Here is a 13,516-nt window from a genome sequence, read left to right on the forward strand (position 1 = left end):
AAGTGACCCACCGCCCGTCGTTGTCGTACGTCCTCGTCGTCGCCGTTCGTCCGCGTCGTCAGCCCACCCGCGCCGTGGCGGGAGCCGGCGGAAAGTGGCCGACCCGGACGAAGAACTCGACGTAGCGGGAGAACAGCGTGTCGGTCAGCGGCGGGCAGACGACTCCCGTGCCCGCGAGCGCCGCGTCCGTCTGAGACGTGTCGATCGGCGGATAGAAGGAGTCCGTGTCCGAGGTCATCATCTCGAAGGCGTGCAGCAGCGGCTGGAGGGCGTTGTCACGGTCGGCCCGCACCCGCTCGCTCCAGCCCTCCCAGTCCAGCTCGGCCAACTCGTAGCCCAGTGCACGGAGTCGGTCCACGCACTGGTCGAGGCCGAGTGAGGTCGGGTTGAACAGGTGGAACGTACGGCCCACCGTGTCCGGCCGGCGGGAGATGCCGAGGATCGCGCCGCTGACGAAGTCCACGGGCAGCAGGTGGAAGCGCCCGCCCACACCGGTCGGCACCGCCCCCACCTGCAGGATCCCCTTGAGGCTGAGCCAGACGAAGTCCCGGGTCTGGCAGGCCCCGTTCTCCGTGTCGCCCGAGATCACGTCGACGCGGTAGACGGAGACCGGCAGCCCCCGCTCGCGCGCCTCCTCGATGCTCTGTTCTGCCACCCACTTGCTCTGCAGATAGCCGCTGGGCAGCGCCTCGGCAGGGCCGGTCGGATCCGTCACCTTCAGCGGCACGCCCTTCTCCCGCGGCCCGTCGAAGACCCCCACCGTGGAAACGTAGTGCACAGGTACCGTGCGATGCCGGGCCGCGAGGCGCAGCACCTCGTGGGTGCCGCCGACGTTCGCGGCACGCAGCGCCGGGTAAGGCTGGAGCCAGTGCACCCGGGCGCCGTTGTGGTACACCACGTCGACCGTGCGGGCGAGTTCGTCGAACCGCTCCTCGGACAGGCCGAGCCGTTCCTCGGCCAGGTCGCCCACCACGATCGCGAGCCGGTCCTCGTCGACCGCGTCCCACACCCGGTACCACTCCATGTTGGCCCGTAGCCGGGCGAGCGCCGCCTCGTGGTCCTGACCGCGCACCAGACAGTGCACGATCGCCGTGGTGGTGCGCATCAGATCGCGGAGCAGGAAGGCGCCCAGGAAGCCGGTCGCCCCGGTCAGCAGCACGTGCTGCGGGTCCGCTTCGAGCGACGCCACCCGGTCTGCGGGCCGGATGTCGTCGGCGAGCCGTGCGTCGGCCACGAAGTCCACGGTCGGCTCCGCGCCAGGCGCGGAGCCGAGTACTTCGTGGCGTACCCGGGCGGCCAGCGCGGCGGGTGTCGGGTGGTCGAAGACCACGGTCGCCGGCAGTCGGCCGCCGGTCAGCGCGCCGAGCCGGTTGCGCAGCTCCACCGAGGTCAGCGAGTCGAAGCCGAGCTCGGTCAGCTGGCGGTCGGGCTGGATGCCCGAGGCGTCCCGGTACCCGAGCACCTCGGCGATCCGGCCGAGGACGGCGTCGAGCACCAGCCGTTCCTGCTCGGCCTCGCCCAGCCCGGCGAGCACGTCGGCCAGTGACCCGGCCCCCGGGTCGGCCACGGCCACTCGGCGCGCGGCCGCCCCAGCCAGCGTGCCGAGGACCGGCGCGATCCGTCCTGCCTGTTCGCGCAGCGCGGCGACGTCCACCGGGGTGGCGACCACGGCCGCCCGCCGGGTGGCGAGGGCCGCGTCCAGCAGCGCCGGACCGTGCTCCTGCGGCACCGGCCGGAACCCGCTGCGGGCGATCCGCCGCAGGTCGGTCTCGCTCAGGTGCCCGCTCATGCCGCGCTCCTGCTCCCACAGGCCCCAGGCCACCGCCGTGGCCGGCAGAGCGTGCGCACGGCGGTGCTGGGCGAGGGCGTCCAGGAACTGGTTGGCGGCGGCGTAGTTGGACTGCCCCGGGCCGCCGACCACCGCCGCGATGGAGGAGAACAGCACGAACGCCGTCAGCTTCTGGTCGCGGGTGAGCTCGTGCAGGTTCCAGGCCGCGTCGACCTTGGGCCGTAGCACCGCGTGCAACCGCTCGGGCGTCAGCGCCGAGACCAGCCCGTCGTCCAGCACACCCGCGGCGTGCACCACACCTGTGAGCGGATGCTCGCCGGGAACGTCCGCCAGCAGCGTGGCCAGCGCCTCGCGGTCCGCCGCGTCACAGGCGGCGATCCGCACGTGCGCCCCCAACTCGGCCAACTCGTCCGCCAGTTCCGCCGCACCGGCCGCGTCGCGGCCGCGCCTGCTGGTGAGCAGCAGATGACGCACCCCGTGTTCCGTCACGAGGTGTCGGGCGAACAGAGCGCCGAGGCTGCCGGTGCCTCCGGTGATGAGCACGGTGCCGTGGGGGTTCGACACCGGCCGGGGGCGCGATGTCGGCGGCGGTGACCAGACCCGGGCCCTGCTTGCGCAGGTACATCACGACCGGCTCGTCCTGCTCACTGCTCACGACCAGCTGCTTGATGTTGAGGATCAGGTCGGTGACGTCCTCCTTGACGCCCGGCACGGTGGTGAACTCGTGCAGGACACCGTCGATCCGGATGCTGGTGACAGCCGCACCGGGGATCGACGACAGGAGGGTGCGGCGGAGGGAGTTACCGAGGGTGTAGCCGAAGCCCGGCTCCAGCGGCTCGACCACGAACCGGGAGCGGAACTCGTCGACGACCTCTTCGGTCAACGAGGGACGCTGAGCAATCAGCACGGGATGTTGCCTCCAGTGGTTTTGCGCCCGCTATGTGACGCCGTAGACATGACGAAGAGTACGGGCCCTACGGGCGATACGGTCTCCGGCGGGGCTGAGCGCCTCGCGCGCAGCAAATAAGTTTCAGGTTGGAACTGAAACAAAAGCTGATATGCTGCCGCCGAAGCAGGCGCGACGAGATGCAAGCCATGAAGGACGAGATGCACGCCATGAAGGAGGGGATCTGCGGATGACTCCCACGCTGAGTCGAGCGCTGGCCAACTACCCCAACAGGTTCGATCCCGCAGCGCTCGGTGGACTGCCTGAGCGATTGCAGTCCACCGTCAAGCGGCGAAACAAGGTGCTGGGCCCTGGTTACGCGCTGAACTACCGGGAGCCGGTCGAGTTCGTCTCCGGCCGAGGCGCTCACCTGTTCGACCGGGATGGCAACGACTACCTTGACGCCTACAACAATGTGCCGTGCGTCGGTCACGCACACCCGCACGTTGTCGAGGCCGTGTCCCGCCAGATGGCGGCGGTCAACACCAACACGCGCTATGTGCAGGAATCACTCGTCGACTACGCCGAGCGCCTTCTCGCGACCATGCCCGAAGCGCTCTCGAAGGTCAGCTTCGCGTGCAGCGGGTCGGAGGCGAACGACCTGGCCATGCGCGTGGCTCGCTTCCACACGGGCGGCGAGGGAATCATAGTGACTCGCTGGGCTTACCACGGTCTCACTCGCGAGGTCGCGAGCTTCTCGCCGACGCTCGGCGCGGGGTCACCGCTCGGACCGAACGTGCGGGTCATCGATGCTCCTGATCCACGACTCGTCCCGCCGGGTTCATCGCTCCCCGACCACATGCGAAGCCAGGTGCGCGGCGCGATCAACGACCTCGAGCGCCACGGCTACAGGCTTGCGGCGCTGATCACCGACTGCGCGCACTCCAGCGACGGCATCTACACCGATCCCGTCGGTTACCTGCGTGACATGGTCGAGGAGGTGCACGCCGCGGGCGGCGTGTACATCGCCGACGAGGTCCAGTCGGGATTCGCCCGGCTCGGAGAGTCGATGTGGGGGTTCAGCCGCCATGGGGTGCTTCCGGACATCGTCACGATGGGCAAGCCCATGGGCAACGGCATGCCGATCTCCGGCGTGGTGTTCAGGCCCGAGGTGTGTGACGAGTTCGGGCAGAATGTCCGTTACTTCAACACCTTTGCGGGCAGTTCGATCGCGGTTGCCGCCGGTGCCGCGGTTCTGGACGTCTTCGAAGCGGAGAACGTGCAGCAGCGAGTTCTCGACAACGGCAGGGCGCTTCGAGCCGGCCTTGAGGAGATCACTCGCGAGTCTCCCCACGTCGCGGAGGTCCGCGGCAGTGGTCTGTATGTGGGCGTCGAACTCGTGAAGGACCGAGAGTCGCTGGAGCCCGATCGTGTCCGCGCCGACCAGGTCATCAACGACATGCGCGAGCGTCGCGTCCTCATCAGCGGCACCGGGGAAGCAGTCAATGTGCTCAAGATCCGACCGCCGTTGGCCTTCGACTCGACCGACGTGACGCGATTCCTCGAGACCTTCGCGGAGATCGCCGAGATGCGCCTGTAGCAGGCCGAAAGCCGAAGGGACCGAACGGTGAACACGTCGCACCCCGCACGTATTGCCCAGCAGTTGTTCGAGGAGAGCGGCCTGGCGTCGTCCCACGAGCCCATCGAGACGAACGTGGTGGACGCCCTCCTCGCCCGGCACTACCGGCTGAGCGGACATCTCGAGCGGCTGGCAACCGAGAAGGACGACACGTTCCGGCTGCGGACCGGCACAGCCGACCATCTCGTGAAGGTTTCCCCGCCCGACGAGGCGGTAGCTGTCGTAGCTCTGCAGACGGCTGTGATGCGCCACCTCGAAACCGAAGCTCCCCATCTCCCCGTCCAGCGGGTCAAGGAGACCACCGAAGGCAGCGACGACGTACCGATCGAGACGAAAGACGGCCGGGTTCGAGTCCTGCGCGTCTTCGACTTCGTCGAAGGTGCCGTCCTGGCGCGGACGAACCCCGATTCCCACCAGCTCGCCAAGGCCGGGCAGATGCTCGGGCGAGTGGATCTGGCTCTGCGGTCATTCAGGCATCCAGCGGACGAGCGGCGCCTTGTGTGGGACCTTCGACACTTCGACCAGCTCCGGGAGCTCATCGAGTACACGCCCAGCGCCGCGCACCGCCGGCTGGCTCAAGAAGTGTTCCGCCTTTTCCACGAGGCCATTGTTCCGAGGCTGGGTGATCTCGAGACCCAGGTGATCCATGGTGACTACAGCCCCTACAACGTCCTGGTGGATCCGCGGACAGACAGCTTCGTCACAGGAGTAATCGACTTCGGTGACAGCATGCGCAGCGCTTTGATCTTCGATCCTGCTGTGTCTCTCGCGAACCTTCTCGGCCGGACACCGCGGGATCCCTGGCGTGAGGCAAGCAGCTTCGTCGCGGGATACGAGCGGGCCCGGCCGATCAAGGACACCGAACTCCCGCTCCTGCCTGTTGCCGCGCTGGCGCGCCTCACCCTTCGCGCGCTGGTCACCCATTGGCGCGCGGAACGAGTGCCGGAGCGTCGCGACTACCTGCTCGAGCACGCGAGAGACGACTGGGTCAACGTGGAGCGGGCCATGGCCGTCGCCATGGAGGAGGTCGTGGCCCGCTTGCTGAGCACCCGCCATGACAGGCCTTGAGCGGCGTCGCGGGATCGTCACCCCGACGACCGCATTGTCCGAGCCCCGACTTTCTCACCATCACTAAGAATCGAGGCCGAACCCCATGCGAGAGATCGGCACCTTCGACGCCTACGCCACTCTGATCAACTTCGAGCTCGGCCCCACGACCCTGAAGGTCCTCGAGGACCGGCTGGATCTGGACAACCTGGATGTCGACGAGTTCCTCGACGACTTCCGCGTCATGCGCTTCCAGGCCGTCCTGGAGGCCTACCGCCCGTACCACGAGATCCTGCACTCCAGCCTGCGCAACGCCATGCGCCTGCACGGCCTGGAGTACCGCGAGTCCGACGGCGACGCACTGGTCGAGGCCGTCCCCACCTTCGGTCCCTTCCCGGAGGTCCCGGACGCTCTGCGCGCGCTGAAGATCAAGTACGAGATCGCCATCATCTCCAACACCGACGACGACCTGATCGCGCGGAACGTCGAGAACATCGGCGTCGAGTTCGACTACGTCATCACCGCCCAGCAGGCCGGCGCCTATAAGCCGGACCGCCAGACCTTCGAGTACGCCTTCAAGACCATGGGCGTCGAGCCGTCCCAGGTCATCCACACCGCCCAGGGCTGGGAGTACGACCACATCCCGACCCGCGACCTCGGCCTGAAGCGCCGCGTGTGGATCAACCGCTACGGTCACCCCGGCAGCGCCGACTACCAGCCCTACGACGAGCTGCCCGACCTGTCGGGCCTGCCCGAGCTCCTCGGCTGCTGATCCGGGCCGACCGCAGAGACCGCTGGTTCGGGCTGCGTATGGTCTCGCTAAGGTCATGAGGTGAGCAGCATCAACCCCACACCACGCGACTACAACAAGGCAAGTGTCCTTGACGTGGTTCTCTCCCATGCGCCGTTGACCCGGAACAAGCTCATCGAGCTCACGGGGTTGAGCAAGGCGACGGTGTCGCGGGCCGTCGAGGAACTGCGTTCTGACGGGTTCGTCGTGGACGGGGGAGTCGACGCCGTCGCCGGGCGTGGCCGTCCGTCGACGTACCTTGATGTGCCCGAGACGGCCGGACATGTCGTGGGGGTCGGCTTCGGCGCCGTGACCACCGGCGTGCTGGTCACCGACCTACGCGGCCGTGAGATCGGACACGTGACCGTTCCGACGGTCGAGCACCACGACGTCCCCGCTGCCGGCCGGTGGCTGGTCAACCTGATCGCGCAGACCAGCGCATCCGCACGAGGGCCACTGCGCCAGGTCGTCGTGGCACTGCCCGCCCATGTCCGCGACGGCGCCGAGGTCTTTCGGCCTGCCGATCCGATGAAAATCTTCTCCGGAAGAGACCTCCACCGAACCGTTGAAAAGCTCGTCGATGCTCCAGTGACCTTCGACAGTGACGCGAACGCGTCGTTGCTCCAAGTGCTCACGGACGACGCGAGCATCCATAACGCTGCCCTGTTCAGCGTCAGCAGCACTCTGAATTTCGCCACCTGCAGGGACCAGGAACTGGCTCGGGGACGTACTCCTGCGTTCGGTGACATCGGTTCCCTCTCCTCGGGCATCGACGACCGCACCCTCAACGGGCTGCTGAGCACCGCAGGGCTTGTGAAGTTCGCTCGTGAACACGGACTGGACATCGAACGCGTCGAGGACCTGTGGCTGGCACCACAGGACCATCGAGCCCGTGCGGAGATACTGAAGGCGTTCACGACGGCGGTCACGACCGCCGTGAGTATCGTCGCCGTGACACTCGATCCCGAATCCGTCTACTTCGTCGGCCGGTTGCGCCCCTTGGTGGACGAGGTGCTCCCCGAGGTACGCAAGCGACTCGAACAGACCTTGCCGGTCATCCCCCGGATCACGACCGTCTCCCAGGTTCTGGGACTCTCGGTAGCACGCGGCGCGGTGCACGCCTGCCTGGCCATGACCGACAACCGCCTACGGGACGCGCTGCTCAAGGCACGCAGTCAGGGACCACGGCAGGAGCAAGCTGCGCCGGCGTTCTGAGCCGGACCGCGCGCATGAGGCGCCCCTCGACGGTCCGTCAACCATGCAGATCCTGGGGCCGGGGCCTCTCGTGAGCTGTTGATGTGGATGTCCCCCCAGGGGTTCGGCCCTTGGACTTTTCCGTGTCGGGATCGTGGGGGTTCGGGGGGTGTTGATCTAGCGGCGGGGGAAGGCCTTCAGCGGGCAGGCAGTCCGTGGGGAGAGGGGGGCCGCATGTGGGTGACGCTGGCGATTCTTGGCGTGCTTGTTGTGTTCAACGGTGAGATTCGGGTGCTGGCGGTCGCCGCGGCGGCGCTCCTGCTGTGGGTCGGGCACAAGCGGAGCAGTGTGGTGCTGATGGCGGTCGGGGCGGGGTTTCTCGCGCTGATGTTGTTCGCGGTGTATTGACGCCGAGCGTTTACCCGTCCCATCCGGCAGAAGCTGCGCCCTATGGGGGCGCTCGCCTCAGCCGGGGTGGGAAGCCAACCCCGTCTTCAAGCCCGCCCCGCACAGCGGCACCACCGCCGTACGCGCCCCCAGCGCCCCCTCTCGCACGGCCGCCCAGCAGGCCACGCCCGTGGACTCGACGTACAAGCCGCGTGAGGCCAGGTCGCGTTGGGCGTGGCGGATCTGGTCCTCTGTCACGGTGACGAAGGTGCCGCCGGAGGCGCGTACGGCTCGGAGGATCTGGCGGGCTCGAGGTGGGCGGGGGATCGCGATGCCCTCGGCGTGTGTGGGGGCCATGGGGGTGACCCCGACCAGGTCGTCGGCGCCCTCGGCGAAGGCGTGGGCCAGCGGGGCGACCGCCGCCGACTGGACGGCGTGGAAGGCGGGGCGTCGGTCGATGAGCCCCGCCGAGTACAGCTCGGACACGGCCAGGGCGGCGCCCAGCAGCAGCGTGCCGTTGCCGACCGGGACGACGATCACCTCGGGGAGGCGGCCGCCGAGGTCCTCCCACAGTTCGTGGACGTAGGTCTTCGTACCGTGCAGGAAGTACGGGTTGTAGACGTGCGAGGCGTAGAAGACGCCGTCCGCGTCCGCCGCCTCACGGGCCGCCCGCGCCGCCGCCTCGCGATTGCCGTCGACGACCTGGAGCCGCGCGCCGTGCGCCCCGATCTGCTCCAGCTTCTTGGCCGACGTGCCGTCGGGGACGTACACCGTGCAGGGCAGCCCGGCCCGGGCGCAGTACGCGGCGACCGCCGTGCCCGCGTTGCCGCTGCTGTCGGCGACCACCCGCCGCGGCCCGAGCCGCAGGGCCAGTTCGGCGAGGAGCACCGCGCCCCGGTCCTTGAACGACAACGTCGGCATCAGGAAGTCGAGCTTCGCCGATACGCCGTCCTTCAGCTCGACCAGCGGGGTCCGCCCCTCGCCCATCGACACCGAGGGCGCCGCGAGGGGCAGGCACTCCGCGTAGCGCCAGAGGGAGTTCACCCGGCCGGCCAGGGACTTGAGTGGGGCCGGCGTGGGCGCGAAGTCGAGATCCAGCGGACCCCGGCAGGCCGGGCAGCACCAGGCGAGGGAGGCGGCGGGGACGCGCGTGCCGTCCGTCGGGCAGAAGCGATCCGGCAGAGGTGTCATGAACGCAGGGTAGATGGAGGGTGGTTGGTGATGGTGTGTCATGGGCGATGGGTGGTGGCCGTGTTGCGCCGCCTGCGACCCACGCCCCCGTGATCGTATCCGCGGTTACGTTCGTGTTAGGCCCCTTGTGCAATTCCTGTGGAGGCCTCAATCTTTCGGCTGACGCACAGGAGCGCCTCACAGCTGGATTGACATGTGCATGCCTTCCATTCCCGTGCGTGCACCACCCCCACCCGCGCACCACCGATCGAGGAGGACCCTCAGATGGCAGTGATGCGTCAGACCCGGCGAAGACTGGCCGTGATAAGTGCGGCGGCCACCGCGGCACTCGCCGCCGGCCTCGTCTCCGCCCTCCCCGCCACGGCCGCGCCCGAAGGCCGTATCCAGTACGAGGGCGCGGCGAACGCCGTCGCCGGCAGCTACATCGTGACCCTCAAGGCGGACGCCCGGGCCGACTCCAGCAGGGGCAGGGCCCTGGCCAAGGAGTACGGCGCCGACATCGAGCGTACGTACACCAAGGCGCTCAACGGCTACGCGATCGAGGCCACCGAGGCCGAGGCGAAACGATTCGCCGCTGATCCGGATGTCGCCTCCGTCGTCCAGAACCGCACCTTCCACATCGACACGACCCAGCCCAACCCGCCCTCCTGGGGCCTGGACCGGATCGACCAGAAGGCACTCCCGCTCAACAGCTCCTACACCTACCCGGACTCCGCCGGGACCGGCGTGACCGCGTACATCATCGACACCGGCGTACGCATCACCCACAGTGACTTCGGCGGCCGCGCCTCCTACGGCTACGACGCCATCGACAACGACAACACCGCCCAGGACGGCCACGGCCACGGCACGCACGTCGCGGGCACGGTCGGCGGCACGGCGTACGGCGTCGCCAAGAAGGCCAAGATCGTCGGCGTCCGCGTGCTCAACAACTCCGGCTCCGGTACGACCGCCCAGGTCGTCGCGGGCATCGACTGGGTCGCCCGGAACGCGGTCAAGCCGGCCGTCGCCAACATGTCGCTCGGCGGCGGCGCGGACACCGCGCTCGACACCGCGGTACGCAACGCCATCGCCTCCGGCGTCACCTTCGCCGTAGCGGCCGGCAACGACAGCTCCAACGCGTCGGGTTACTCGCCCGCCCGTGTCACCGAGGCCATCACCGTCGGCTCCACCACATCCTCCGACGCGCGCTCCAGCTTCTCCAACTACGGCTCCGTGCTGGACATCTTCGCGCCGGGCTCCTCCATCACCTCGTCGTGGAACACGAGTGACTCCGCGACGAACACCATCTCCGGTACGTCGATGGCGACCCCGCACGTCGCGGGTGCGGCGGCGCTCCACCTGGCTGACAACCCCGCCTCCACACCGGCCCAGGTCGCCACGGCCCTCGTGAACGCCTCCTCGACCGGCGTCGTCACCGGCCCCGGCAGCGGTTCGCCCAACCGTCTGCTCAACGTGGGCAGCGGGTCGACCACGCCGCCGCCGACCGGGCCGCGTTTCGAGAACACGGCCGACTACGCGGTCAACGACAACTCCACCGTCGAATCCCCGATCACTGTGAGCGGCGTTTCCGGTAACGCGCCGTCGTCACTGAGTGTGCCTGTGAACATCGTTCACACGTATATCGGTGACCTTCAGGTGCAGCTCATCGCACCCGATGGCACGGCGTACACGCTGAAGGCGTACGGCACCGGTGGCAGCTCGGACAACATCAACACCACGTACACGGTCAACGCCTCCTCGGAGGTCGCGAACGGTGTGTGGAAGCTCCGGGTGAGCGACAACGCCGCGCAGGACACCGGGCGCATCGACTCGTGGGCGCTGCAGTTCTAGCCGGTCCCGTCTCCAGCCCGCCCTGTCTCTAGCCTGCCTCGTCTAAGTCGTCCTCGCGGAAGGGCTCCGGGTCGATGACCCACCCTGCCGCGAGGACGAGCCGGGTGTCGCGGTGGACGGCGAGGAAGCCGAACGGGCGGTCGAAGGTGGCGTGGACCCGGAGGGTCTCGTGCTGCGGTTCGTTCTCCGGCAGTCCGAGCCAGAGCATCTCGAACGCGGTGACGGCGGCCGCCCGGAACCCCTCCGCGCTGAAGCTCGCCGTCGCCGACTGCCGACCGGAGATCCGGGCCAGCGGGGCCGCGCTGATGCCCGGGAAGTGGCCGGAGGCGCCGTCCGTGGCCGTGGCCAGGCCGAACAGTTCGGGCCTGGCCGCCAGATCGTGCTCGGCGGCCAGGGTGAACTCGACGGTGTCCAGCTTCAGGCTCGGTGGTTCGGGGGCGAAGCAGGGGAGTTTCTGAATCAGCAGTCCGGGGCCGGCCTGCCCGAGGGGGAGGCGGCTGCCGGGGACCGCCGCCCGCGTGCCCGCGAGGACCTCCACACCCGCGCCGATGACCTCCCCCGGCCCCAACTCCTCGTCGCCCAGCAGCAGAAGGACGTCGAGACCGTTCGTCCCCCGCACGGTCGCCACGGTCACCGCACCCGAGGGCGTCCGTGCGACCGCCACGGCGTCGAGGTCCGGGGTGGTCCGGGTGAGCCCGGCCCGGTCGGCGTCCCGCCACGGCATGAGGTCGCCCTGGAACGGGACCTCCCAGTCGGTGCGCAGCGTCAGGGCGGTGGCCAGCACAAGGGCGGTGTTCGGTCGCAGTGTCACCGGCATACGGTCGATCTGTCCGCCGGTGTGCTTCGCCGCCCAGGCGTCCAGTGCCCTCCGGTCAATGCCCTCGTCCCCGGTGAGTACCCCGTGCGTCCCCGCGGGCAGCCCCGCCGCCCACTCGTCCCGCAGCTCGACGGTCCGCCAGGTCCACAGCCCGAGCGCGAGACCGAGCGCGGAATCCAGCCCGCGCACGCCCGCCAGGCCGTCGAGCAACTCCCGCGCCGCGCCCGCCGCCCGGTCGGCGGGCAGGCCCAACGCCTCTCCCAGCTCGCTCCGAGCCGCACCCGCGGCCCCGTCCGCGAGGAAAGCCAGCAGCGGCCACACCCCTGCCGCCGAGAACACGGTCCCGTCGGACGACAGGGTCCGGTCGGACATCGCGCCGGCCCAGCGGGCCGTCAGCCCGTTGACCGCCCCGATCGCCCCGATCGCCTCGACCGTGGCGACCGCCTTGTCGGCAGCCCGGCCCGCCTCATCGGTCCCTCGCATACCGTCCCCGCCCCTCCCACGCTTACCATGCGCCCAGTCGTACAGCGTTCGTACGTCAGTTCCCGGCGGTTTCCGGCGTCTCGCGTGATCCCCCCACGATCCCGCCCGATTCCGCACTCGCCCCTCGGACAAGGAGCACGGTACTCGTGGCCACACCCCCGCCCTCCGGGCCTCAGCAGCCCCAGGGCAACCCGTTCACGCCTCCGGGTGAGCCGCAGCCGCAGGTGCCGGGTCAGTCGCAGGCGCAGTCGTACCCGCAGGTGCCGGGGCAGCCGTACCCGTCGCAGGCGGCCACTCAGCCCTGGGGCCAGGGCTGGGGGCAGGGGTATCCCGCGCTCCAGCCGCCACCGCCCGTCAACGGGCTCGCGATCGCCGCACTGGTGCTCGGTGTGCTGTGTTTCCTGCCGGGCGTGGGGCTGCTGCTGGGGATCGTCGCGCTGGTGCAGATCAGGAAGAAGGGGGAGCGCGGCAAGGGCATGGCGGTGGCCGGAATCGTGCTGTCGACGATCGGCGCGCTCCTGATGACGCTCGCGTTCACCACAGGCGGCGCACGCGACGCGTGGGACGGCTTCCGGGACGCGGCGAGCGGCGCGGGCACCACCTTCTCGGTGGAGAAGGGCGAGTGTTTCGACGCGCCGAGCGGGTCCCTGGAGGGCTACGCGTACGACGTCGACACCGTGCCGTGCGAGGGGCGGCACGACGCCGAGGTCTTCGCCAACATCCAGATGCCGGCGGGGGACTACCCGGGCGACGACGCGGTCACCGATGTCGCGGACGCGAGGTGCTACGACCTCTCCGAGTCATACGCGATGGACAGCTGGGCGCTCCCGGACGACGTCGACGTGTACTACTTCACGCCCACCCGGCAGAGCTGGCGGTACGGCGACCGCGAGATCACCTGCATGTTCGGCAACGCGGACGCCGAGGCCAGCCTGACGGGCTCGCTGCGGCAGGACGAGACGACCCTCGACCCCGACCAGTTCACCTTCCTGGAGGCCGACGCCGTCCTCGACGAGGCTTTCGAGGACGTACCCGACACGGAGTACGTCGAGGACGACCTGCCCGCCCACAAGGAATGGGCCGCGCAGGTGGTCGACGCCTTGGACCGACAGACGGCGGCGCTGCGGGCGCACGACTGGGAGGCCCGTACGGAGAAGGCCGTGACCGACTACGCCAAGGCGCTCGACGACGCGCGCGAGGAGTGGCAGGGGGCGGCCGACGCGAGTGACGCCGGCACCTTCAGCGACCACTGGGACAAGGCGCACCGCCTCACCGACGGCTCGAAGGCGGTCACGGCACGCGAGGCTCTGGGTCTGGCCACGACGCCGCCGACGTACGACGAGGAGGGTGCCGAGGAGGCCGGCGGAGGGGAGGAGTCCGATGCGCAGGTGTGACGGCTCCCATAGCGGGGAGAAAGTGCCTGCGTAAAGCCCTCACCGGGGGCATGTCATCACATCGAG

General features: G+C 69.3%; 9 protein-coding genes and 2 pseudogenes. 7 read left to right on the top strand and 4 right to left on the bottom strand.

Annotated features, from left to right (window positions below):
* Positions 1-58: 58 nt before the first annotated feature.
* Together CES90_RS33985 and CES90_RS33990 are read right to left on the bottom strand one after the other, a co-directional pair.
* Positions 59-2,356: pseudogene (locus CES90_RS33985) on the bottom strand (thioester reductase domain-containing protein); the annotation flags it as partial.
* Positions 2,349-2,696: pseudogene (locus CES90_RS33990) on the bottom strand (DNA-directed RNA polymerase subunit alpha); the annotation flags it as partial. The pseudogenes CES90_RS33985 and CES90_RS33990, both read right to left, overlap by 8 nt.
* Positions 2,697-2,847: 151 nt before the next feature.
* Here CES90_RS33990 and CES90_RS33995 point away from each other — a divergent pair.
* From CES90_RS33995 to CES90_RS34015, 5 genes are all read left to right on the top strand, one after another.
* Positions 2,848-4,275: an aspartate aminotransferase family protein gene (locus CES90_RS33995; protein WP_229914012.1), complete on the top strand. Its 1,428-nt coding sequence runs from the start codon at positions 2,848-2,850 to the stop codon at positions 4,273-4,275.
* 114 nt (positions 4,276-4,389) lie between these two features.
* Entirely contained in the window at positions 4,390-5,382 is a 993-nt protein-coding gene (locus CES90_RS34000) for a phosphotransferase (protein WP_229914011.1), read from the top strand.
* 85 nt (positions 5,383-5,467) lie between these two features.
* Positions 5,468-6,133 carry a haloacid dehalogenase type II gene (locus CES90_RS34005; protein WP_189784679.1) on the top strand — a complete coding sequence of 222 codons (666 nt, stop codon included), beginning with the start codon at positions 5,468-5,470 and terminating at the stop codon, positions 6,131-6,133.
* Positions 6,134-6,193: 60 nt separating this feature from the next.
* The gene (locus CES90_RS34010; protein ID WP_229914010.1) at positions 6,194-7,366 is read left to right on the top strand and encodes an ROK family transcriptional regulator; all 1,173 of its coding nucleotides are present in this window, start codon (positions 6,194-6,196) and stop codon (positions 7,364-7,366) included.
* Positions 7,367-7,579: 213 nt separating this feature from the next.
* Positions 7,580-7,753, top strand: coding sequence for a hypothetical protein (locus CES90_RS34015; RefSeq protein WP_189784678.1), 174 nt, complete (start codon positions 7,580-7,582; stop codon positions 7,751-7,753).
* Between the two features lie 57 nt (positions 7,754-7,810).
* On the opposite strand, the gene CES90_RS34020 is transcribed toward CES90_RS34015, so the two are convergent.
* Entirely contained in the window at positions 7,811-8,923 is a 1,113-nt protein-coding gene (locus CES90_RS34020) for a threonine synthase (RefSeq protein ID WP_189784677.1), read from the bottom strand.
* 264 nt (positions 8,924-9,187) lie between these two features.
* Between CES90_RS34020 and CES90_RS34025 the strand changes: the two genes are divergently transcribed.
* Positions 9,188-10,756, top strand: a complete 1,569-nt coding sequence (locus CES90_RS34025; protein ID WP_189784676.1) for a S8 family peptidase — start codon at positions 9,188-9,190, stop codon at positions 10,754-10,756.
* 28 nt (positions 10,757-10,784) lie between these two features.
* On the opposite strand, the gene CES90_RS34030 is transcribed toward CES90_RS34025, so the two are convergent.
* The gene (locus CES90_RS34030; RefSeq protein WP_189784675.1) at positions 10,785-12,056 is read right to left on the bottom strand and encodes a serpin family protein; all 1,272 of its coding nucleotides are present in this window, start codon (positions 12,054-12,056) and stop codon (positions 10,785-10,787) included.
* Between the two features lie 146 nt (positions 12,057-12,202).
* Between CES90_RS34030 and CES90_RS34035 the strand changes: the two genes are divergently transcribed.
* Entirely contained in the window at positions 12,203-13,450 is a 1,248-nt protein-coding gene (locus CES90_RS34035) for a DUF4190 domain-containing protein (protein ID WP_189784674.1), read from the top strand.
* The last annotated feature ends 66 nt before the right edge of the window (positions 13,451-13,516 follow it).

Source organism: Streptomyces capitiformicae, assembly GCF_002214185.1.
GTDB classification, from domain to species: Bacteria; Actinomycetota; Actinomycetes; order Streptomycetales; family Streptomycetaceae; genus Streptomyces; species Streptomyces capitiformicae.

Coding starts and splice junctions, on each gene's coding strand:
- CES90_RS34025 (WP_189784676.1), top strand. CDS start 9,188: ATGGCAGTGATGCGTCAGACCCGGCGAAGACTGGCCGTGATAAGTGCG.
- CES90_RS34030 (WP_189784675.1), bottom strand. CDS start 12,056: ATGCGAGGGACCGATGAGGCGGGCCGGGCTGCCGACAAGGCGGTCGCC.
- CES90_RS34020 (WP_189784677.1), bottom strand. CDS start 8,923: ATGACACCTCTGCCGGATCGCTTCTGCCCGACGGACGGCACGCGCGTC.
- CES90_RS33995 (WP_229914012.1), top strand. CDS start 2,848: ATGCTGCCGCCGAAGCAGGCGCGACGAGATGCAAGCCATGAAGGACGA.
- CES90_RS34015 (WP_189784678.1), top strand. CDS start 7,580: ATGTGGGTGACGCTGGCGATTCTTGGCGTGCTTGTTGTGTTCAACGGT.
- CES90_RS34005 (WP_189784679.1), top strand. CDS start 5,468: ATGCGAGAGATCGGCACCTTCGACGCCTACGCCACTCTGATCAACTTC.